The following is a 21,941-nucleotide window of genomic DNA, read 5'->3' as shown; positions in this document are numbered from 1 at the left end:
TTTTTATATAGAGGTTTGAGTCTTGATCTGAGGCTCAGGCTTCTTTAACCATCCTTGTAAACTCACCAGAATCACGCCTAGCATTACCATACAAGTACCAACAATAAAGTTGATCTCAATATGCTCATTTAGAATCAATACGCCAAACAGCATGCCAAATACTGGTGTTAAAAAGGAAAACACCCCTAAACGTGAAGCCAGGTAGTGTTTTAGCATCCAGAACCAGATCAGATAACTGGCAAAGGAAATCACCACCGTATGAAAAATCAGGCTGGAAATCGACAAAGTTGTCCATTGAATACTGGCTTGCCCAGTCAAAAAGGACAAAGGCAACAACACCATACCAGCGATCAGCAATTGATAGAATAAAGTTTGGGTTGCAGGCGCTTCAGCCAGCCGGCTAAGACGCACACTTACGGTCGTGGCTGCCCAGAATACACCAGCCAGTAATGCCAGAAAATCCCCCCATAAGGCATGAGATTGTAAAGCAGATCCTGTCTGCGGGCGCAGCAGGAAACTCACCACAATACCACTAAAGGCAAGAAAAATTCCTCCCCATTGCACATGAGACAAACGTTCCGCCGGCAGTTTCCAATGCAAACCTAAAGCCACAAAAATCGGTGCAGTATAGAGCAAGACAATGGTATGCGAAGCTGAGGTATAACGCAGTGCCTCACCCACCAGATAAAATTCAGCGGCAAACAGCACACCCACCAGTAAACCCGCAGACAAGTATCGTGCACTCCAAAGCTGACGGCGCACACTCTGCTGAATTAAAGGGTAAACCATAAATACAGATAAGGCTGAACGTAATGCAATTTGCATCAGGGCAGAAATATCACTGGCCGCCCATTTCAGCACGACCTGCTGCAAACCCCACAACATACATAGTACAAACATAATGGCAGATGCTTTGACATCTAGTGCCTGACGATGATTCAAAAAATATAGTCCTGTTCTCGATTTGAGCCGCTACATACTAAAAATGTTAGAAGTAGAAGATATACTTCAAAACAGATCAATGAGGGGGTGATTCAGTTAAGAATGGGGATGCATAAAAAACGATTTAGACACTACCCAATCTATATCTAGAAACCGAATGGCAACCGCGTCTGATCAATTTGATAAATTATCCCTTGCTCATTACACTTTTCTAAGCAAAATAAAGGAGCCCTTCGGCTCCTTGATCTCAAAAATCCGGTCTTACTTTACAAATGTCGTCCAGACATAATCCTGATTTTGGCCTTTTAGGGTCATTTTCAATTGATCACCCGATTGCAAGGCAGCCACCCCTGCTGGTGTACCGGTCATGACCACATCGCCTTCTTCAAGTGTAAATACTTGACTAATGTCTGCCAATAAAGTTGCAATATCAAAAATCAATAAAGCTGTATCGCCTTTTTGACGCAGCTCATCATTGATCTCCAGCGTATAGTGCACATCTTTCCAGTCAGCAATCACATCGCCTACTGGCATCCAGTCAGCAAGTACACAAGAACCATCAAAAGCTTTGGCCCGTTCCCAAGGTTGACCTTTTTTCTTCAGGTCATCCTGCAGATCACGTAAGGTCAGATCTAGACCTAAAGTCACAGCGCCAATTGCCTGCAAAACTTTGGCAGGATCATTTTCCTTGCTTAAGGTACGGTCAATACGCAAACTTAGTTCACACTCATAATGACAGTTACCCCAGTCCGGATTCCATTCAATACCAGCATCCAGTGATGTCAAAGCACTCGGTGGCTTGATAAACAGTACAGGACGATCAGGTACCGCATTTCCAAGCTCTTTGGCATGGTCAGCATAACTGCGACCGACACAAACAATTTTCGATGGACGTATACTCATGATCTCTTTCCTGTTCTTGATCTGTCTTATTTCTTGAAGGTATTTTCGAAAATGCTTTGCTCAGTACCATCTTTAAAGGCACGTTTTGGCACAATCACCACTGTACGGTTTTTCAGTTCCAGCATATAGGTCAGCTTGCCGATGGCAAAACTTTGTACTTCATTATAATGCACGACCTTGCTACGCTCGTTATTGAAAATTTCTGCATAGTCCTGAAACAGGTCAATGCCCTGTTCACTTTTTCCAAACTGATATTTTACAAACTGGCGCTTAAACATCATCGGCAGGAACCAGTAGCGCATGATACCCTGCAGAATCAGGAAGAAGGCACCCAAAGCCACATAATAACGACCAACCCCATTCAGGCCCATTGAAAAGCCCCAGATAATAATTCCGATGCTGACCAAAGGCGTTAGAAAGCGTGAAATCTGTTTTTTACCAAAAGTGGCCAGGGCAAATCCATCCTGAGATTCTTCTAGAGTGAGATAATAACGGGTGGATAAAGTCGGTGCTGACTCAGTCATAGCATCACATCAAAAATATAAAATCCTGACCCATACTATATCAAAATATGCTTAAAACTCATGGCTTATGCTATCAATTACATAACTTTGCTTTGGAAATAACTGAATTTAGTTTTAAATAAATCATTATAAAAACAAAAAACACACAATAGGATATTGGATGAAAGGATTAATCCCCTATTTGCTGATGAGTAGCACCTTATTTGCAATCTCACCGGCTTTCGCAAAAATAACGCCATGGACCCCTAATCTGCCAAGCAGTCTTGATGTATTTCAAGGCAATTCTCAGCAACTGGCCGAACTCACTGGCGAGCGTATCCTGATTTATGCGCATCCTGCCAGCAAAACCCATCTACCGACTTTTAAAACGGCTTCTAGTAGCAAATCCCAGTTTTATAGTGCGGCTGTAGTCTTGCCTGCATCCGAAGTACAAATCGAAAAATTACTGCAACATTATCCGAATTATGTCGGCCTGTTTCCGACCCTGAAATCCGCCAAAGTGATTGAACAGCAAGGTAGCATTCAACAAGTCAAATATCAGGTGCATATTCCTACCCCAATTCCAGTCTTAAATTTTAAAGAAACTGTGGTGATGCAGCATCATCTGGAAAATAACAGTATCAGCACACTGATTCTGGATGCGCCAATTCCCTATGGGGCCGGAAAGCTGGAATGGTTTGCACTGAGTCCCAATAAAACCTTAGTGACGGTGACGCAATGGGGCGATCTGAACCAGCCACAAGGTTTTCTGTTTAGCAAGATTCTAAATGCCCTACCGGAAGCCAAACTCGGCATTCCCGCCGGCACCAATGCCTTTCTGCTTGAAGCTTTACAACAGCGCTTTAAATATCCTGCTGCCATAGCTTTAAATACGGCAGTGCCTCAAGTTCAACTCAGCAATCAACAAACTCAGAAAATTGCCCAGCTCAGTCAGAAATCAGGACAGCCAGTCAGCTTTATTTTGCCCAATTATCAGGTCAAGGCCGGTAAAGATTCAGAAAATCTAAGATTCAGTACCACCTATCAATATTTCTCGCATCCGACTGAGAAGCTGCAGCCCTGGTTATCGGCTCAGGCCAGCCAGAAACTCTTTCCACGACAAATCAAAAAAGTGGAACTGAATCCAGTCAACCCGCAAAGTATTGATGCTAAATACAAGGTATCAGTCGGCTTGGGCGTCATTCAGATTTCCTTTAATTTTAAAATGCGTTTTGAACAGCCAAATACCTTACAAAACCAGTTCTATGCCAATGGCGGAGATTTAAAATTTGTACGAGGTGGAATGAAGCTTTTGCCTCAATCTCAGGGAACGCTATTCCAGATTACCAGTTCCATGAAAATTCATGATCAGGCGCCTTTTTTACTGAAAGCCATGCGCAGCCTTCCCTATCATGACATGTTGCCGGCTGTTGGTGGCAATACTGTCTACGCCTTGAAGATACAGCAGAAATTGAAATCTTAAGTTCATTTCTAATTATTGGTTTTTTATATGAAAAATTAAAAAACTACAGACGTAAAAAAACCGCATTAATGTGCGGTTTTTTCAGAATTCTTTATCAAGATTGGTGCGCTCAGAGAGATTCGAACTCCCGACCCCTTAGTTCGTAGCCAAGTGCTCTATCCAGCTGAGCTATGAGCGCGACGTCTTGATGGAGTGCATTATATAGAGTTTTCAATACTTGTTAAGTGTTTTTTAATAAAATCATAACCGAACGTACAGTAATTAAACGATACTGCAATATTTTCAGTTTTTTTGATGAAAATTCCTGCGGATTTAGAGTTAAAAACAATAACCCAGACTTGGCGAGATTTCAGGATTAGCTAAATTAATCTTCAACTACCTCATATTCATTTGCTCACAGTCTAATGGAGCTACTCCCCAACCAGGCCAGTTTTAACCTCGCCTGCCCGCTGATAACAGCTCAATACCACGCCATTTGAAGTAACTTGATGATCTGTCAGTGCAAATGCTGCCGGCGTAGAGTCTTCGACACATAGACGTTTTCCTTTGCCCAATATTACAGGAAAGGTCATTAAATAGAGTTCATCCACAAGATCATGCTTAAAAAGTGCCTGTGCCACTGCGGCACTGCCATACACCCGAAGATCCTCCTCCCCTGAAGCCTTCAGGTTAACGATTTCATCAATATTTTTTAGAAAGATCGTATTTTGCCAGTCCGAGTGATCCAAACTGGTGGATAGCACATATTTATTTACTTCATTAATTCCTGGCCAGTCTTCAGCATGCTTCGGCCAGTAAGGTCCAAAAATCTGAAAGGTATTCTTACCAATCAAAATATCGGTAGACTGCATCCATTTTTGCATGATGTGATCAAATGCTGAATCGGGTTCAGCACTAAAATACGGCGCCACCCAGCCACCATATTGAAAGCCACCCGATGTATCTTCTTCCGGACCGCCGGGTGCCTGCATTACACCGTCTAGAGTCAGAAATTCCTGGACAATGATTTTTCTCATCACGCTGCCCTTATTATTGAGTCATCTAGGATTTATTTTTAGCATGTGATTGAGGCGGATTCTGTAAATTTTAGGCACAAAAAAACCGCAACATGTGCGGTTCATTGTTCAAGTTGGTGCGCTCAGAGAGATTCGAACTCCCGACCCCTTAGTTCGTAGCCAAGTGCTCTATCCAGCTGAGCTATGAGCGCGTAACTTGTGTCGTCTTTATTAGACTACGTTATTTTCCGGTTTACTTATTGGTGCGCTCAGAGAGATTCGAACTCCCGACCCCTTAGTTCGTAGCCAAGTGCTCTATCCAGCTGAGCTATGAGCGCGACATAAGTAAAGTGGCGGTGAGAGAGGGATTCGAACCCTCGATACAGTTACCCGTATGCGTCCTTAGCAGGGACGTGGTTTCAGCCACTCACCCATCTCACCGTAACGTGCCGCCATAATACAAATTTCGGCATAGCACTGCAAGCACAGCTTGAAAAAAAACTGCATATTTTTGCTCGTTTAAATACTTTTTAAACAATTTCCCTGTTTTTAGTCATTTAAGTCCTGAAAAACCCGATAAATTTCTAGTTATCTAAAATTAGCCAAAAATCGAAAACTTAAACAGATTATTGCAATCATTTACGTGCAGTCTGCACTGACATGACTTATGCTAAACCTATCTCCAAGGATACTTTAAAGATATGATGAAAAATTGGGTCGATCCTGAAGCAAAAGCTGAAGCCGAACGTTATGACAACCCTATTCCAAGCCGTACCCTGATTCTCGAAACTATAGAAGAAAAAACTGCCCTGTCCCATGCCGACTTGGTAGAATATTTTGAAATTGCCGATCAAAAAAGTATTGATGCCCTGAGCCATCGTCTGATTGCGATGGTACGTGACGGGCAATTGATGAAAGACGGTTACAAGTTCCAGATTGCGGCGGAACAGCCTGAGCATGAAGCAACGGTATATATCAACTCCAAGGGAAGCGGTACAGCCAATATTTCAGGTGAAGATGACCTGCTCTTACCTGAGCGTGAATTGCGTCAGGTCTTTAATGGTGACCGTGTCAAAGTCCGTCAGACCTCAGTAGACCGCAAAGGCAAGGCCTGGGGCTTTATTACCGAGGTCTTGCAGCATCGTGTCAAACAGATCATTGGTAAAGTGTCTGAATACGAAGGCGAATACTTTGTTCAGCCAGCTAATCCAAATGCACATCAGCCTATTACTCTAGAAAAGGAGCTGATCGAGCATGCCAAGGTCAAAGTCGGCGATTCAATCCGCGTGGCAATTGACACCTACCCGACCAAAGAAGAATTTGCGACTGGCCATATTGTGCAGTCGATGGCAGACAAAGCCGATACCGAAATCATCATTCCACAGACGATTCTGGAATATGGCCTGCCATATGAATTCCCTGAAGAAGTCTTGAAAGAAGCGGAAAGTTTTAAAGAGCCTTCTGCCAAAGATCGTGACGGCCGTGTCGATCTACGTGATTTAGCGCTTGTCACTATTGATGGTGAAGATGCACGTGACTTTGATGATGCAGTCTATGCAGAAAAACGTCCGGGCGGTGGCTATCGTGTGGTCGTTGCAATTGCTGATGTGAGTCATTATGTACGTCCGGGCAAACCATTGGATGATGAAGCGCAAGAACGTGGAACATCCGTGTATTTCCCACACTTCGTTTTACCAATGTTGCCTGAAGCACTCTCTAATGGCCTGTGTTCATTAAATCCGAATGTCGATCGTCTGTGCATGGTCTGTGACCTGAAACTGTCACGTGCTGGCCGAGTGACCGGGTATGAATTCTATCCTTCGGTGATGCATTCCAAAGCACGTCTGACTTATGACCAGGTCGCGAAGTATTTTGAAGGTGACAGTACAGCGATTACTGAAGATCGTAGTGTACGTAAATCACTAAATACCCTGTTCCAGTTGTATCAAATTCTAAAAGGCTTGCGTGCTGAACGTAATGCAATGGAATTCGAAACCATTGAAACCTATATGACTTTCGATGAGCTGGGTGGTATTAATGAAATTCTGCCACGTACCCGTAATGATGCGCATAAGCTGATTGAAGAATGTATGTTGCTGGCCAACGTTGCAGCAGCTGAATATGCATTGAAAAATGAAATACCGATGCTGTACCGGGTGCATCAACCACCTGAGTTTTCGCGTATCCAGAAAGTTCGTGATTTCGTGAAACTGCTGGGTCTGCCATTCCCGGAACAGCCAACCCAGGCCGATTATCAGGCAGTCATTGAAGCGACCAAAGACCGGATTGATGCGCCAAGTATTCATGCCGTGTTATTACGCTCCATGATGCAGGCCTATTACGGTGCCGACAATGCTGGTCATTTTGGTCTGGCTTATGAAGCGTATACGCACTTCACCTCTCCAATTCGCCGTTACCCAGATCTGTTATTACATCGTGCTATCAAAGCCCATCTGAGCAAAAAGCCATATCCAATTTCAGGTGCCTCTTTAGATGATGCCGGTGAGCATTTCTCAGCAACAGAACGCCGTGCTGATGAAGCCTCCCGCTCTGTAACGACCTGGCTGAAATGTCACTATATGCAGCAGCATTTAGGTGAAGAGTTTGTTGGCATTATCAGTGCAACGGCTGAATTTGGTTTATTTGTCACGCTGAAAGACTTCTATGTCGATGGTATGGTGCATGTCAGCCAGTTGGGCGATGACTTCTTTGTCTTTGATCAAAGCAGCCAGAGTCTGGTCGGCCAGAACCGTGGTCAGATCTTTGGTTTGGGCGATGAAGTGAAGATCAAGGTCGCTGGAGTCAATCTGGAAGAACGTAAAATTGACTTTGAACTGATCCAGCAACTGACTCATGCGGGTCGTCCAATTCGCGCCCGTGCTCCACGTGTCGCAGAAAAAAAACCTGCACCACCTCTGGAAGCAAAAGAGGAAGTCTTCAATAATCATGAGCGTACGCAAAAAGCCCAGCCCAGTGATGATGGAGAACAGCCCATACGACGCAAAAAAGACAAATCCAAGCCCAGTTCCTACAGCAAAAAGCCTGCTAAAAAATCTGCAGGAAAGTCTGAAGCAAAGGCTAAAGATAAAGTAAAGAAAAAAGCCAAGATCAAAAAGAAAAAGTCGAATGCAAAAGCCAAGACTGAATAATGTTTGATGATCATAAAAAGAGCGCTACGGCGCTCTTTTTATTTTATAATTCAGTTAAATAAAGATTAAAAAAATATCATGCTTATTGCATCAAATAATAAACAACATTTGCATATCTATGCGATTCTGATTTTTACAATTTTGATCTTCAGTGACTTTATTGCACTCAAGTATTTTAATTTCGTGGCAACACCACTTATGAATTATTTTGCATTGATTATAAGCTGTGTCATATGTATTGGAATATTGTTGTATTTTTTAAGACTCAAACAGCATGGTTTATGGTTTCCACCTTATCATTGGCGTAATTTCAGAAAGCACCCCAAATTTTATAGTCTTTTTATCTTTCCTTCGGTCATGATCTCAGCACTTTGGATTAATTTGACCACGTATCCACCCTATCTTTATACGAAACTAAAAGGCGAAACTAACAGTATTTCAATTACTACTCAGGCTGTGAAATTCAAAGGTGTTCGAAATCATATCTCCTATTCCTTTGATACAGAATATAGACATTTACCAGTTATGGAGTTATCTGCTTCTGAGTTTCTGCTTTATCAAAATAAATCCGTTGAACTACAGCTTAAGCTTACAACAAGTACTTTGGGCAGCATTGTGCATGAGATTGAACGAATCAAGATCCAGCCTGAGATCGAATAATTAATACCGTCGTATGCTTGATTTCCCTACCAATAAGCCCTACATCTAGATTTAACATAGGAAATGACTTCGGCAGAAACGACATGACATTAGAAAAAGCAACTTTACCCGTTCCACAATTCGATCAGATTACGCTGGCAGACCTTAAACAAAAAATTGAAAACTGCATTCAGCAAGGTTTGCAATTTCTAAATAAACTGACCCAGACGCCTGATACTGTTCAGGAACAACTTGCAGTTCTGAAGCAAGTTGATACGCTAGAAAATAATATGAGCGAGTCCTGGGGCGTTTTGTCGCATCTGAACGCAGTTATGAATAATAGTGAAACCCGTGATGTTTATCAGGCATTATTACCGAGTCTAAATGATTACTATACCCAGCTAGGCCAGCACACAGCGCTATATCAAACCTATCAACATGTACAGGATGCACCGGTCTTCAATGAACTACCGGAAGCCCAGCAAAGTGCAATTAAACTGGCGCTACGTGACTTTAAATTGTCAGGCGTAGCTCTAGAGGGTGAAGCAAAAAAACGCTATGCGGAAATTTCTGCACGTTTGTCACAACTTTCCTCAGATTTCTCCAATCATGTACTGGATGCAACTCAAGCTTATTTCAGACCGCTTAAGGAAGAAGAATTAGCGGGGCTGTCTGAAAGTAATATTGAACTGTTAAAACAATATGGCCAGCAACGTGAACTGGATCAGCCGGTTGCTACATTAGACTTCCCGTCTTATCTAGCAATTATGACTCATGCCGAAGATCGTGGCCTGCGTGAAGAACTCTATAAAGCCTATACCACGCGCGCGTCAGATCAGTCCGAACAGACTGAATTTGACAATACTGCCATCATGGAAGAGATCCTGAAACTACGTCAGGAAATGGCAGCACTCTTAGGCTTTAATAATTATGCCGAATATTCACTGGCCAGCAAAATGGCACCAAATGTCGAAGCTGTGGATGAATTCCTGCGTGATCTGGCAGAACATGCCCGTGCGCCTGCTGAACAGGAAGTGGCTGAACTGAAAGCCATTGCTGCTGAAGATGGCATCACAGAATTAAAGCCTTGGGACAGCAGTTATTATTCTGAAAAGCTGAAAATGCAGCAGTTTAATCTGTCTCAGGAATCACTCAAACCCTACTTTCCGGCTCCAAAAATCTTGCAAGGTCTGTTCAGTATCCTGAAACGTTTATATGACATTCAGGTGATTGAACGTGAAGCGCCAGTTTGGCATCCAGATGCACGTTATTTTGAACTGGAAGACCAAGGCGAAGTGATTGGCGGTTTCTATTTTGACCTCTATGCGCGTCAGGGCAAACGTGGCGGTGCCTGGATGAGCGGCTTCCGGTCACGCATGCAAATTGCTGAAGGTCTGCAAAAACCGATCTGTTATATGGTGGCAAACTTTACTCCACCAGTCGGTAATCGCCCTGCACTACTGACTCATGATGAAGTGATTACCCTGTTCCATGAGTTTGGTCACGGTCTGCATCATATGCTGACAGAAGTGGACAATATTGCTGTGGCTGGTACACACGGCGTGGATTGGGATGCTGTTGAGCTACCAAGCCAGTTTATGGAATTCTGGGCCTGGGATCAGGACAGTTTAAACCTGCTTAGCGAACATATCGAAACCAAGGAAGTCTTACCTGCTGACTTGTTAAAAGCCTTACTGGATGCTCGCTTCTTCCAGTCCGGTATGCAAACTTTGCGTCAGCTGGAATTTGCTTTATTCGACCTGACCATTCACCGTGCCAATCCGGCATTGAATGCTGAACAGATTCAGACAACCTTGAACGAAATTCGTGAGAAATACGCCGTTTTACCCACTACAGCATATAACCGGTTCCAGCACAGCTTTAGTCATATCTTCGCGGGTGGATATGCAGCGGGCTATTATTCTTATAAATGGGCAGAAGTTTTGGCCAGTGATGCCTTCGATCGCTTCGAAGAAGAAGGAATTTTTAACACTGAAACCGGAAAGCAGTTTAGACAAAAAATTCTAGCAGTTGGCGGAAAAGATACAGCACTTGACGCATTTATCAATTTCCGCGGACGCGAGCCAAAAATAGATGCTTTGTTACGTCATCAAGGTTGGACGAACCGCTCTAAAAACGCTTAAACTACGTTTTTAATTAAATCACAGGGTGAGTATGATGGCTATCAAACGTCGTTTCATTGCAGGCGCAAAATGTCCTAAATGTCAGGCGTTGGATCGGATCGTTATGCTGACCTCTGGTGAAGCTGAATGGATTGAATGTATCGAATGTGGGTATGAAGAAAACCGTCCCACCCATATCGAGGAACCTGAGTCACCAGCCGTTCCGGATGAAATTGGTGTGATTCAGTTTAAACCCCGTCAGCCAAAAGAATAATTTCGGGAACCTAAATGACTCTAGATCATCGACAAAATCCTAAACTTTTATGGGGAATAGTGAGTGGATTAATTGTTGTGATTATTGCTGTTTTAATAATTACACAGTTTTTTCTCACGCAAAATGAAACATTACCGGCACATCAGGGTGANNACTGAAAATGCCACTTTGGCGAAAGAAGAAATTGCCAAACTGGAAGATATCCAGCAACAGCTCAATGAGCAAGAAAAAAGCCTGAAGCAACAGCATAGTGATGCGGATGAGCTGATTAAACTCAAAGAGGAACAAATCAAGTTACTCGAAGCACAACTGGCACAATAGTCAGAATGAGTTAGGGATTTTCAGCTAGAATATCCACAGATTTTCTAGCTAAGTTCTCTCATGAGTGTAGCCTCTCCCTCGCATCTGGTTAAGGCAATTATCTTTCTGACCTGTTCCGCTTTTCTGTTTTCAGTCATGGGCGTCTGTATCCGCTTCGCCTCACACACGGTTGACAATGCCACGGTGGTATTTTTCCGGAATTTTGTCGGCCTGTTTATCTTTCTGCCTTTGATCTTCAATAAAGGTATTAGCTTTTTTAAAACTGAAAAACTCTGGATGCACACTTGGCGCTCTGTCGCAGGTCTGACGGCGATGTATGGCTTCTTCTATGCCATTGCACATTTAAAGCTCTCCAATGCCATGGTCTTCACCTATTCCTCACCGATTTTTATTCCACTGATTGCCTGGCTTTTTCTAAAAGAAAAAGTCACTCAAAGCATGTTGCTGGCTGCTGCGATCGGTTTTATTGGCGTGTTGTGCGTGGCTAAGCCTGATTCCGGTTTATTTAACCTGATGTCTGTGATTGGCTTGAGTGCCAGCTTCCTAGCTGCTATGGCTTTTGTTACTGTACGCGCCCTAACTCAAACCGAACCACCAGAACGGATTGTGTTTTATTTCTGTCTGATCGGCACCCTGATTTCCATGGTGCCAATGTTCTGGCATTGGCGTCCTTATACCCTGACTGAACTCGGTTATTTAATTGCAGCCGGTTTATTGGCAAATACCAGTCAGTTATTCCTATCCAATGCCTATAAACTGGCACCTGCTGGTCAGATTGGGCCAGTGAACTATATTACGATTTTCTTTGCTGGCTTATGGGGCTATTTATTCTGGGAAGAAATTCCAGATCTCTATAGCCTGCTCGGACTAGGGCTGATTTTTTGTGGGATTTTACTGTGTAGTCCTGCTTTACAAAATAAGCTTAGGCTGCGTTAAGGCCACAATAGAAAAAGCACCCGAAAGTGCTTTTTTTATTTGCTTAAATTACTGATACCAGCCGAAGAGTTTAAATACATAAGGTACATAGGCAATGATCAGCATCGCTGGCAGTAACACGATCATCGGTAAAATCCAGCGCTCGTAACGGTAATAGAAGGACTTATGTCGAACTTCTGCATCCGCCTCGGCCACCTCCGCATCACCAATGGATTGCCTTGCTAACAGATGATTCAGGGCAACTGGCGGTGTCACATAACCCAGCTCGAAACCAATCAAGGTAATCATCCAGAAATGCACAGGATGAATTCCATACTGATAGGCGACTGGTGCAACCGTTGCTGAAATCAGGATCACTGCGCCGAATGGGTCCATAATCATGCCAACGAACACCATCAGGCCAACAATCATGGAAATCACCAGAATGGTACTGCTGATATCTGTCGGGAACGCTTCCATAATTTCCATACGTTCCAGCAGTCCACCCACACTGACAGACAGTGCCATCAGGATCACCAGCGCACCAATGTGTCCAACCGTTTCACTGGTCGAAATGTGTAATGATTTCCAGAAGCCGACTTGACGCAAGCTTTCACCAACAGTCGAACGTTTTACACCATGGTCTACAGCCAGCTCACTGCCCTGCTGCTCAATATGCTCTGCTTCACGATATTCAGCATTCATGGCTGTACCCGCGGTCGCCATTGCAGGCGTATTTGCTGAACCTAAGGTGGTAGTTAAGGTTTCATCCCAATGTCCCATTGGCGGTAATGGTGCAGGCTCATGACGTAACTTATCAAATAGCACGATCATCAACAGAATGACTGGCATCATGACAGGTGCAGTAAATTCATTCAGATCTGTAGACAAGGCATATTTGTAGAACAGCCAGATCAGAATGAAAATCACGATATAAGGAATCACATTTACAAAGGCACGTGCAGACTGAGGTGCAGCCAGACCAGGTGCAGCAATACGGAACTTGCTTTCAGCAAAGAATAGCGAAATGATCAGGAACAATGTTGAACTGAGCAAGAAGACGTAGACACCGTAGTGATACAGCATATCTGTCGTCACTTCCTTGTTCAATGAAGCCACCACAACAATTAATAGACATGGGCGAAGTACTACACCGAGTGAACCGGACATCGCAGTTGCTGCCAAGGCAAACTGACGGCGACCACCGGCATTCCAGACTTCCTTATAAATGATTGCACCGGCAGCAATCACGAAAATCCCGGATGCACCGGTATAAGCAGTAGGTAGTGCAGCTGCCAGCAGGATTAACCAGGTCAAGGTTTCTGGAGCCAGATTCCATGGACGCAGGATATTCAGGAACATGTCTACGACACGGGTTTGTTTCAGCAACATACCGGCCCAGATAAATAAGGCCAGATTCAGGAAGATGCTCGAAAATTCAACCAGTTGCCCCAGATAGATGCCCTGACCCATCGGGTAATCCATCAAGAAGACAAAGTTAAACCCGGTACTGATAGCCATATAGGCATACAGTGGCACGCTTAAGAAAGCCAGTCCGAAACTACCCCCTTCTCGGGTCGCCTGAGGTGGCTTAATGACTTGGTACAAACTGATCAGGGTCAATGTTCCAAAGAGAATCATCCATAGCCAGTAGACATACTTCATGTCTCCCATCGGCACCCCGGAATTCAGCACCGACATATATTGGCTATAGGAAGAATAGACTAGGAAACTGTTCGCGATCAGCATCGCCACGGAATAGACTTTGAAATCGATACGGGTGGCTGGGCTACGTAGACCGATATGATGGGTTTTTAATGTCGCACTGATTGCAGCAAATACCACCATGATAATCAACAGTAAGGCACGGTTTTCAGTCCCAAACTTGAAAATGCCAAAGAATGAGGTTTCAAAACTGCGATAAGCGCGAATACTTGGATGCGCTTCAATATGCGTCATCGCCTTGTCATAGAACTGGTAGGACTCTTCACAGACCTGTTGTGCCTGCATAACTGCAGCACGCACATCCGCTTCAGAACGTACACCGAAGAAATCGGCATATTCATCGGCGGCATCTGCTTTCATCTGCTCCTGAACTTTTTGATCGACATTAATATTACGATCACATTGTGGTGCTTTCGGTTCAGCACGCAAAAACGAATATTGCATGCCTGTCGCCGGATCACCATACAGACGCTCGCCCATACGCAGTAACTGACCATGAATCATTTCCCCGGTTCCAATCACTAAGGTCAGTAAGAGCAAGATGAGCACGACAAAGGTCGAGATCCACTCTGTCCAGATATAACGTAACAGACCTAATCCTGATCTGTTTTGATTATCGTTGTGCATGTATTTTCCTATTCTTGTTTTCGCGCCTTACATTCTTTTAGGCGCTGGTCTTCCTGTTTGCCCCGAAAATTCCTTTACAAGGGTCAGTATTATTATTTTCTGTTTTGACTCTGCATGAAAATCAGCAGAATAAAAATGACAATTTATCTTTTCTTTTTGTCTTTTCTGCCAACAGTTTCAGCTATCCCCAACATAGTTACCTAAGATATAGAGCAATGCGACTACCACTCCCCAGATCACCCCTAACAAATGCGCTTCGACCAGTACCGGACTGCCAATAAGTTGTGCAGTTTCCTGATTTCCAATGGTATTTTCCCAAATTAGTTTGGCAAAGATTAAAAATAATACCAGTACGGCAAATCCACGTTCACGTTGATAAAGCAGATGCACACAGGCGACTGCGACATAGGCCCCATGTAATACCCCGGATAGTCCTGCATATGCTTCAATATTTGGCAGGAAAAAATAAAAACTCAGGCTGATCAACGGTGGCAGAATCAAAAGAATTGAGACGAAATGCCACACAGATGCACGGGGAAAAATGAAAGGTAGACAGATAAAGGCAAGAATATTCAGAAAATAATGGGCCCAGCCGACATGCACCCAGTGCGCAGTCCAGAGCCGCCAGAATTCCCCGAGCAGGCTTTCCTGCCAGTAGATGAAAGCATCGTTAAAGATTTGCAAACTCGCTGAAAGAGAGACAAAAGCCGCCAGAAAAATAATTTTTCGTCGAAGATGTTGATCTTGCATCGGCTCCTTGAACTCCTTTCAGCATATTGAAAATGACCCCTATGAGCATCATTCACTTAATTTTTCATTAAATTATAGATCAGCGCTGAACAGATCATCCAGTTTTGAGGAATTATCTATTTCATCCCAGAAGGTCTGCATGCCATCATCTGCACTACGAATACCGGTATTTTCAGTCCAGTAACGGTCAGAAATACCATTCACCATAATGGCAGCCATACTGTCGATCAGCTTGAACTGAGGATTGACCGGTTTTTCATCACTACGTGCCTGATCAAAGGTTCTTAATGCATCACGAATTTTGGCCTCATCCCCACTAGCCTGTGCCGCTACAGCATATAAGGCATGTGATAAACGTACACCTTTTTGCTCACCGATTTGTACTGACTGTTTCAGAGTTTGGTAAGGATCAGGTTTTCCATCACCTGCCCCTGGCAATAAAGTCCAGATGACAGCACGGGTTGCATTTGGTGCGCCCCAGAATTTGGTATTATCCAGACAGGTCATGCCACGCTCAACCACAGCCGCAATATCTTTAGGTACTTGTACGACCCCACTCGAGTTAATGTCATTGGTCATGGCTTGCAAGCCACTCAGCATGCCCAGCAGATAAACTGTCTGTTCAATATCACTGTTCATGCGTGGACAGCCTTCACCCAGCGCTTTTTTATATTTTTTCTCATAACGGGTCTGAAATAACTGATAACCCGTGTACTGGCGTTGTGCAGCCAGTGCAGCCCAGCGTTTCTGCTCAATCCGCGCATCCTGAGCTTCAGTCACCTGGTTGACTTTAGAAGCACGCAAATACCGCAGCTCTGCATCCAACGCTTTCTGCTCGGCACAAATTCCGGCTGCAGAATACATCAGTACTGCAACACGAGTCGGATCAGCCCCCATTTCCTTGGTCGACATGATAGCCGGCGTTAAAGAATTCCCGGAATTACACACCATCTCGGCATCATCCATCGCCAGGATTGGTGGAACGATATGCTTTTCAGTGAAACCCAACGCCACATTGGCACCGGTTTTAATGACCTGAGAACATCCTGTTAGAACTGTTGTTGTTATTGCAATGGTCGCCATACCTTGGCATATTTTTCGGACGCTCGACATTTTCCTGTCCTCTATAATTGTGATTATGTCCATTATTCTGCTAAACATATCAGAAGCATATAACGAATAAAAGAGTATTTACTCTAATTTAGACCAGACACTTTGCCATTAAATCGCCCAGCTTCAATTGACTGTAGTAGATAAAATCCCAAATTTTGGGCAAAAAAAAGTAGCATTGCGACGGTTCAGCACATGCTACTTATCAACTTGGCAAGCCGAGAAGAAAATAGGTTCTCGAGCTTAATTCTGTTATTTAGGTGAAAATCTGTCCTTCAGCACCGTTCCCAGCCGTCCTATGACCAGGGTCATCACAATCGCAACGATCAAAAACACCCACATTGGAAATTCCATCATGATCTCCTGTGTTCGCTGTTGGTGACTTAAATGTATCTGCTTATAAAAAAAGCCGCTGAAAAATTGTCAGACAATTTATTGTTTTTACAGAGAAATATAATTTTTTGTCTGACAATTTAAGCGGGATTAGCGTGTAACTATTTATTTTTAATCAATTTATTTAAAATTTCGGAATCTCATTTGTCGGACAATTAAAGTATTTTTGTTAAAACTTTCAAAGACTTCCATTGTTTAAAAGGTAACTGATCACACCAGATGAGCAACGGACGTGCTTTTGCATGTTGGAAATACACCACGATATAAGCTTGGTGATCAATCACGTGACTGATCAACACTCGCCGTGTGCCTTGTGCAGCTGCAGTCAGTGACCATTCACGTCCATCCAGATATTCAAACTGCTCAATGTGCGGTATCTTACGATAAAACAACTGGTAGATGACCAGACCGATGACGCCACAAACCAGCCACATTATTACAGGCAATAACTGATACAGCAAGAACATCAATACAGCGAAAATAAAAAGCTGAAACACCAGTGCACACTTACTGCGTTTCAGCTTAAAACAGCGATTATCCATGAACGTAAAATTTAAGCTTCTTGATAAAATCTTTTAATTCAGGGCGTGGGGGTTCTGACACTTCCATAAACCAGTCCAGCAGGTCCGGATCTTCCTGTGCAACCAGCTCAGCAAACATCTCTTTTTCGAAGGGATCAGCATTGAGATAATAGTTTTTCACGTAGGGATCAAAATATACATCGATCTCTTTCAAGCCACGACGCGCGCGATAAATCACTTTGCGCTCTTCTAAGGTGATGTCATCAGTCATAGAATTTTCCCAACTCGTTACAAACCTGAGTAGTTTACCTTAAGCCATTGCTGAATTTCGAGGTATTTCATACAAATGACCAAAAGCATCAGTAGATTCCCCAGATTTGAACATTCAGCTCATTGCTCCCTCGTCTGCTCTATTTTAAGTTAAATAAAACATCACAATAAGGGAATTATAAGATGCATTCGAGCGCGATCCGTCCACTGGCCAGCATGCTGCCACGTCAAATTTTCAATGATCAATATGAAGCCTTTCGGGAGACGGTACGTAAATTCTATGAAAAGGAAGTGATTCCGCATACAGAAAAATATGAACAGCAACAGCATGTCGATCGTGTGCTCTGGAATAAAGCCGGTGAACTTGGCCTTCTCTGTGCCACGATGCCTGAAGCTTATGGCGGTTCTGAGGTAGATCGTCTCTATAGTATGATTCTGATTGAGGAACAGGCCTATGCAGGCGACTCTGCGACAGGATTTTCACTGCACTCCGATATCGTGGCCAATTATATTCTGAACTTTGGCAATGAAGCACAAAAGCAACAATGGCTCCCGAAAATGGCAACAGGTGAAGTGGTCACAGCAATCGCGATGACCGAACCCGGAACTGGCTCAGATCTGCAGGCAGTACGTACTAGTGCGGTATTAGAGGGTGGAGAGTATGTGATTAATGGATCTAAAATCTTCATTACCAATGGCTATCTTTGTGATATGGCAATTGTGGTATGTAAAACGGGCCATAGCGAGAAAGGCTCTGCTAACCTTTCCTTAATTATGGTCGAAGCAGATCGTGCAGGATTTAGTAAAGGTAAACCCTTAAATAAAATCGGCATGAAAGGTCAGGATACCTGTGAACTGTTCTTTGACAATGTCCGTGTGCCTAAAGAAAACCTGCTAGGTCAGGAAGACATGGGTTTTATGATGCTGATGAAAGAACTGGCTTGGGAACGGTTAATTGTGGCCATCATATGTCAGGCAGGGGCAGAAGCGGCATTCGCACATACAGTGAAATACACCAAAGAACGTCAAGCCTTTAGCAAACCGATCAGCGCTTTTCAAAATACCCGTTTTAAACTGGCAGAACTGCGTACCGAAATTGAAATTTGTCGGGCTTATCTGGACCGTTGTATGCAACTACAGCTTACTCAGGAATTAGGAATTGATGCTGCCGCAGCTGCTAAATACAAAATTTCTGAACTGTATAGCAAAGTGGTTGATGAATGCCTGCAACTGCATGGCGGTTATGGCTATATACTGGAATATCCGATTGCACGAGCGTATCTGGATAATCGCGCGAACCGCATTTATGCAGGAACCAATGAAATCATGAAGGAACTGATTTCCAGATCACTGTAATTTGAAATATGAAAAAGGAGTACATCAGGTACTCCTTTTATCTATATCTACACTTAAGACACCAATCTTGGCTTGGCTGGCACGGCCCTGGATTTCAATTTGAATTTCAATACTCCATCTTCAAAAGATGCTGTTTTCAGCTCTTTACGATCCGCCAGATAATTATTGGATACTTTCCAAGGCGCATGCTTACCCTGTTTCGGCATCACATCCGCTGCACGGGCAATATAGCCTGAAGTCAGACTTCCCATCACCGTATCTTCAAGTAATTCGGTAGCATCCCCTTCTGGAATCACTTCATCATAACCATGCTGATCCATATAATTGAGCAGACGGCAGATATATTCTGCGGCAATGTCCACTTTCAAGGTCCAGGAAGCATTGATATAGCCAATAATCAGCGCCATATTTGGCACATCACTGACCATCACCCCCTGATACAGCATATGCTTCGACGTATCCAAAGGCTTACCGTCTATCGTGGCCTGAATACCACCCAGAATCTGAATATTTAAACCAGTAGCAGACACAATAATATCCGCATCCAGATGTTTACCTGATTTCAGCTGAATCCCAGTTTCAGTAAATTTCTCGATATGATCTGTTTCTACAGATGCATGACCTTCACGCAGGATTTTGAATAAATCCCCATCTGGCACTACACATAGGCGCTGATCCCAAGGCTCATAATTCGGGGTAAAGTGTTTCATGTCCACTTTACCTTTAAGTTGGAACTTTACCGCATTTAAAAGCAGCTTTTTAAGCAATTTCGGCTGTTTTTGTGCCAGCGCATAAATCCCGCGCTGCATACCAATGTTTCGTGCACGGGTAAGCTTATAAGCCATATCTTCAGACAGATATTTACGCATCTTGTCATAGACCATATCAATGGATGGTACCGAAGCAATATAAGTCGGTGAACGCTGCAACATAGTCACATGGCCTGCTCCACCTTTGACCATCGCTGGAACTAACGTAATAGCAGTTGCACCACTACCAATAATTACCACTTTTTTACCGCTATAATCGAAGTTCTCCGGCCAATGTTGCGGATGAATAAAAGTTCCTTTAAATGCATCCTGATTTGGAAATTCTGGTTGAAAACCTTGGTCATAATTATAATAACCAGTACAACCTAAAACAAAATTCGCTACCCAGGTTTCAGTCTTACCTTGAGCATTTTCGATTATCACTGACCATTTGTTCGTATGCGTATCATAATTAGCATTTAAAACACGGTGCTGATAGTGAATTCTGGATTCAAGTTGGCATTCTTCTACTACTTCAGACAGATAGTTTTTAATTGATGCACCGTCAGCCAACACACTGGCTTTTTTCCAAGGTTTAAAATTAAAGCCAAAAGTCGACATATCAGAATCTGAACGGATGCCTGGATATTTAAATAAATCCCAGGTACCACCTACGCTTTCCCGACGTTCAATAATTTCAAAAGAACGCTTCGGACAATTTTTAGAGATATGTGCTGCTAAACCTATTCCTGAGATACCTGCACCCACAATTAAGATATCAACCTGTTTTTCCATATTCTTCTTTTAACCCAAGTTTGTCATTTATTTTATTAAAGCACAAAACTGACAATACTCCATGTCAAGTTTGTGTGTTTGCCCTATTTTTTTTATCTTTTGGGGACATTTTTATAGCTAAACCGATAATCAATTTATAAAAAGATAAATTTTAGGCATTAAAAAAGGCCGGTTTATTCAACCGACCTTTTCGAACAACGTTTGCTGCTCTACACGAAATTAGTTAACTTCGCGATCTACTAGCTCAACGTAAGCCATCGGTGCAGCATCACCTGCACGGAAGCCCGCTTTAAGAACACGTAGATAACCGCCGTTACGCTCTTTGTAACGAGGGCCAAGAACGGTAAATAATTTACCAACAGTTGCAGCTGAACGAGTACGAGCAAACGCCAAACGACGGTTTGCTACTGTATCGACTTTAGCTAAAGTGATTAAAGGCTCAGCAACACGACGTAATTCTTTTGCTTTAGGCACAGTTGTTTTGATCAACTCGTGCTCAAACAAAGAGTTAGCCATGTTTTGGAACATCGCTTTACGATGACTGCTTGTACGGCCTAATTTCACACCACTATTACGATGACGCATGGTGATAGTCCTACTTAATTAACGGCTACGATAGGCGAAACGATCGTCCATACGGAGACTAGCTGGTGGCCAGTTCTCTAAACGCATGCCGAGTTGTAAGCCTTTGGAAGCCAGAACATCTTTGATCTCAGTAAGCGATTTCTTACCAAGGTTAGGAGTTTTAAGTAACTCAACCTCAGTACGCTGTACAAGATCACCAATGTAGTAAATGTTTTCTGCTTTCAAACAGTTAGCAGAACGAACAGTTAGCTCTAGATCATCTACTGGACGAAGCAAAATTGGATCAACTTCTTCACGAGGTTCTTGAGCCACAGGAGCTTGATCTTTCTGAAGATCAACAAAGATTGCAATTTGTTGTTGCAAGATTGTTGCCGCTTTGCGGATTGCTTCTTCAGGATCAACTGTACCGTTGGTTTCAAGATCAATGACCAGTTTATCAAGGTCAGTACGTTGTTCTACACGAGCGTTTTCCACTGTGTAAGACACACGTTTGATCGGGCTGTAAGATGCATCTAACTGTAAACGACCCACTGGGCGAGTCTCGCCTTCTGGGAAACGTGAGTCAGAAGTCTCGTAGCCACGACCTTGAGCCACTTTCAGGCGCATCTTAAGATTGCCTGATGCACTTAACGTGCCGATCAAGTGTTCAGGGTTAACCACTTCAACATTATGAGGTAAACGAAGGTCAGCCGCAGTTACGTCGCCTGGACCTTGTTTCTCTAATGTTAAATAAGCTTCATTTTGATCGAACAGCTTAATAGACAATCCTTTTAGGTTCAGCAAGAGCTCGACGATGTCCTGCTGCAAGCCTTC

General features: G+C 43.4%; 18 protein-coding genes and 4 tRNA genes. 6 read left to right on the top strand and 16 right to left on the bottom strand.

Annotated elements, in window-relative coordinates; all coding sequences use genetic code 11:
• Window positions 1–3: 3 nt before the first annotated feature.
• From B3J29_RS09115 to B3J29_RS09105, 3 genes are all read right to left on the bottom strand, one after another.
• Window positions 4–942 carry a DMT family transporter gene (locus tag B3J29_RS09115; protein ID WP_034171606.1) on the bottom strand — a complete coding sequence of 313 codons (939 nt, stop codon included), beginning with the start codon at window positions 940–942 and terminating at the stop codon, window positions 4–6.
• A gap of 261 nt (window positions 943–1,203) precedes the next feature.
• Complete coding sequence (locus B3J29_RS09110) at window positions 1,204–1,845, bottom strand: fumarylacetoacetate hydrolase family protein (RefSeq protein WP_005233782.1); 642 nt, start codon at window positions 1,843–1,845, stop codon at window positions 1,204–1,206.
• A 26-nt stretch (window positions 1,846–1,871) separates the two neighbouring features.
• A complete protein-coding gene (locus B3J29_RS09105) occupies window positions 1,872–2,369 on the bottom strand; it encodes a YcxB family protein (RefSeq protein WP_034171605.1) in 498 nt (165 codons plus the stop codon).
• A gap of 160 nt (window positions 2,370–2,529) precedes the next feature.
• On the opposite strand from B3J29_RS09105, the gene B3J29_RS09100 reads away from it, so the two are divergent.
• Complete coding sequence (locus B3J29_RS09100; protein WP_286965080.1) at window positions 2,530–3,831, top strand: SRPBCC family protein; 1,302 nt, start codon at window positions 2,530–2,532, stop codon at window positions 3,829–3,831.
• Window positions 3,832–3,932: 101 nt separating this feature from the next.
• Here the strand turns inward: B3J29_RS09100 and B3J29_RS09095 are convergent.
• From B3J29_RS09095 to B3J29_RS09075, 5 genes are all read right to left on the bottom strand, one after another.
• Window positions 3,933–4,009: transfer RNA gene (locus tag B3J29_RS09095), tRNA-Arg, on the bottom strand.
• Between the two features lie 232 nt (window positions 4,010–4,241).
• Window positions 4,242–4,847, bottom strand: coding sequence for a dihydrofolate reductase family protein (locus tag B3J29_RS09090; RefSeq protein ID WP_286965078.1), 606 nt, complete (start codon window positions 4,845–4,847; stop codon window positions 4,242–4,244).
• Between the two features lie 114 nt (window positions 4,848–4,961).
• Window positions 4,962–5,038 (bottom strand) — tRNA-Arg (locus tag B3J29_RS09085).
• Window positions 5,039–5,087: 49 nt separating this feature from the next.
• Window positions 5,088–5,164: transfer RNA gene (locus B3J29_RS09080), tRNA-Arg, on the bottom strand.
• Between the two features lie 13 nt (window positions 5,165–5,177).
• A tRNA-Ser gene (locus B3J29_RS09075) sits at window positions 5,178–5,267 on the bottom strand.
• Between the two features lie 260 nt (window positions 5,268–5,527).
• Between B3J29_RS09075 and rnr the strand changes: the two genes are divergently transcribed.
• The 4 genes from rnr (at window position 5,528) to B3J29_RS09050 (ending at window position 12,268) form a co-directional block, all read left to right on the top strand.
• The gene (gene rnr / locus B3J29_RS09070) at window positions 5,528–7,975 is read left to right on the top strand and encodes a ribonuclease R (protein WP_286965076.1); all 2,448 of its coding nucleotides are present in this window, start codon (window positions 5,528–5,530) and stop codon (window positions 7,973–7,975) included.
• Window positions 7,976–8,718: 743 nt separating this feature from the next.
• Entirely contained in the window at window positions 8,719–10,758 is a 2,040-nt protein-coding gene (locus B3J29_RS09065) for a M3 family metallopeptidase (RefSeq protein ID WP_286965074.1), read from the top strand.
• A gap of 40 nt (window positions 10,759–10,798) precedes the next feature.
• Window positions 10,799–11,011 (top strand): YheV family putative zinc ribbon protein, encoded by a 213-nt coding sequence (locus tag B3J29_RS09060; protein WP_171064841.1) that lies wholly within the window; start codon window positions 10,799–10,801, stop codon window positions 11,009–11,011.
• A gap of 381 nt (window positions 11,012–11,392) precedes the next feature.
• On the top strand, window positions 11,393–12,268 hold the full coding sequence (locus tag B3J29_RS09050; protein WP_286965072.1) for a DMT family transporter: 876 nt from the start codon (window positions 11,393–11,395) through the stop codon (window positions 12,266–12,268).
• A gap of 48 nt (window positions 12,269–12,316) precedes the next feature.
• Here the strand turns inward: B3J29_RS09050 and B3J29_RS09045 are convergent, their stop codons facing one another.
• The 5 genes from B3J29_RS09045 to B3J29_RS09025 form a co-directional block, all read right to left on the bottom strand.
• The gene (locus B3J29_RS09045; RefSeq protein ID WP_286965070.1) at window positions 12,317–14,599 is read right to left on the bottom strand and encodes a TRAP transporter large permease subunit; all 2,283 of its coding nucleotides are present in this window, start codon (window positions 14,597–14,599) and stop codon (window positions 12,317–12,319) included.
• Between the two features lie 177 nt (window positions 14,600–14,776).
• A complete protein-coding gene (rrtA, locus tag B3J29_RS09040) occupies window positions 14,777–15,349 on the bottom strand; it encodes a rhombosortase (RefSeq protein WP_005233757.1) in 573 nt (190 codons plus the stop codon).
• 72 nt (window positions 15,350–15,421) lie between these two features.
• Window positions 15,422–16,462, bottom strand: coding sequence for a hypothetical protein (locus tag B3J29_RS09035; protein WP_262477592.1), 1,041 nt, complete (start codon window positions 16,460–16,462; stop codon window positions 15,422–15,424).
• A gap of 545 nt (window positions 16,463–17,007) precedes the next feature.
• Complete coding sequence (locus B3J29_RS09030; RefSeq protein WP_214001897.1) at window positions 17,008–17,394, bottom strand: hypothetical protein; 387 nt, start codon at window positions 17,392–17,394, stop codon at window positions 17,008–17,010.
• Window positions 17,387–17,644, bottom strand: a complete 258-nt coding sequence (locus B3J29_RS09025) for a succinate dehydrogenase assembly factor 2 (RefSeq protein WP_125278962.1) — start codon at window positions 17,642–17,644, stop codon at window positions 17,387–17,389. Before B3J29_RS09025 ends, B3J29_RS09030 begins: the two co-directional genes overlap by 8 nt.
• Window positions 17,645–17,826: 182 nt before the next feature.
• Here B3J29_RS09025 and B3J29_RS09020 point away from each other — a divergent pair, with 182 nt between their 5' ends.
• Window positions 17,827–18,999 carry an acyl-CoA dehydrogenase family protein gene (locus tag B3J29_RS09020; RefSeq protein WP_286965066.1) on the top strand — a complete coding sequence of 391 codons (1,173 nt, stop codon included), beginning with the start codon at window positions 17,827–17,829 and terminating at the stop codon, window positions 18,997–18,999.
• 53 nt (window positions 19,000–19,052) lie between these two features.
• On the opposite strand, the gene B3J29_RS09015 is transcribed toward B3J29_RS09020, so the two are convergent.
• The 3 genes from B3J29_RS09015 to B3J29_RS09005 all read right to left on the bottom strand — a co-directional run.
• Entirely contained in the window at window positions 19,053–20,543 is a 1,491-nt protein-coding gene (locus tag B3J29_RS09015) for a flavin-containing monooxygenase (protein WP_286965063.1), read from the bottom strand.
• Window positions 20,544–20,762: 219 nt separating this feature from the next.
• Window positions 20,763–21,128: a 50S ribosomal protein L17 gene (gene rplQ / locus B3J29_RS09010; RefSeq protein ID WP_004786886.1), complete on the bottom strand. Its 366-nt coding sequence runs from the start codon at window positions 21,126–21,128 to the stop codon at window positions 20,763–20,765.
• A gap of 18 nt (window positions 21,129–21,146) precedes the next feature.
• The coding region (locus B3J29_RS09005; protein ID WP_286965061.1) for a DNA-directed RNA polymerase subunit alpha at window positions 21,147–21,941 on the bottom strand (795 nt) is incomplete at its 5' end.

The sequence above is a fragment of the Acinetobacter sp. UBA5984 genome (assembly GCF_002429925.1).
GTDB lineage: Bacteria > Pseudomonadota > Gammaproteobacteria > Pseudomonadales > Moraxellaceae > Acinetobacter > Acinetobacter variabilis.
Note: the sequence above shows the minus strand (reverse complement) of the source record. Positions and strands in the feature narration are given on the sequence as shown.

Excerpts from the sequence above, each read along its gene's own strand:
- rrtA (WP_005233757.1), bottom strand. The coding sequence starts at position 15,349 with ATGCAAGATCAACATCTTCGACGAAAAATTATTTTTCTGGCGGCTTTT.
- B3J29_RS09090 (WP_286965078.1), bottom strand. The coding sequence starts at position 4,847 with ATGAGAAAAATCATTGTCCAGGAATTTCTGACTCTAGACGGTGTAATG.
- B3J29_RS09100 (WP_286965080.1), top strand. The coding sequence starts at position 2,530 with ATGAAAGGATTAATCCCCTATTTGCTGATGAGTAGCACCTTATTTGCA.
- rplQ (WP_004786886.1), bottom strand. The coding sequence starts at position 21,128 with ATGCGTCATCGTAATAGTGGTGTGAAATTAGGCCGTACAAGCAGTCAT.
- B3J29_RS09065 (WP_286965074.1), top strand. The coding sequence starts at position 8,719 with ATGACATTAGAAAAAGCAACTTTACCCGTTCCACAATTCGATCAGATT.
- B3J29_RS09030 (WP_214001897.1), bottom strand. The coding sequence starts at position 17,394 with ATGGATAATCGCTGTTTTAAGCTGAAACGCAGTAAGTGTGCACTGGTG.
- B3J29_RS09045 (WP_286965070.1), bottom strand. The coding sequence starts at position 14,599 with ATGCACAACGATAATCAAAACAGATCAGGATTAGGTCTGTTACGTTAT.
- B3J29_RS09020 (WP_286965066.1), top strand. The coding sequence starts at position 17,827 with ATGCATTCGAGCGCGATCCGTCCACTGGCCAGCATGCTGCCACGTCAA.
- B3J29_RS09025 (WP_125278962.1), bottom strand. The coding sequence starts at position 17,644 with ATGACTGATGACATCACCTTAGAAGAGCGCAAAGTGATTTATCGCGCG.
- B3J29_RS09110 (WP_005233782.1), bottom strand. The coding sequence starts at position 1,845 with ATGAGTATACGTCCATCGAAAATTGTTTGTGTCGGTCGCAGTTATGCT.
- rnr (WP_286965076.1), top strand. The coding sequence starts at position 5,528 with ATGATGAAAAATTGGGTCGATCCTGAAGCAAAAGCTGAAGCCGAACGT.
- B3J29_RS09050 (WP_286965072.1), top strand. The coding sequence starts at position 11,393 with ATGAGTGTAGCCTCTCCCTCGCATCTGGTTAAGGCAATTATCTTTCTG.
- B3J29_RS09015 (WP_286965063.1), bottom strand. The coding sequence starts at position 20,543 with ATGGAAAAACAGGTTGATATCTTAATTGTGGGTGCAGGTATCTCAGGA.
- B3J29_RS09035 (WP_262477592.1), bottom strand. The coding sequence starts at position 16,462 with ATGTCGAGCGTCCGAAAAATATGCCAAGGTATGGCGACCATTGCAATA.
- B3J29_RS09105 (WP_034171605.1), bottom strand. The coding sequence starts at position 2,369 with ATGACTGAGTCAGCACCGACTTTATCCACCCGTTATTATCTCACTCTA.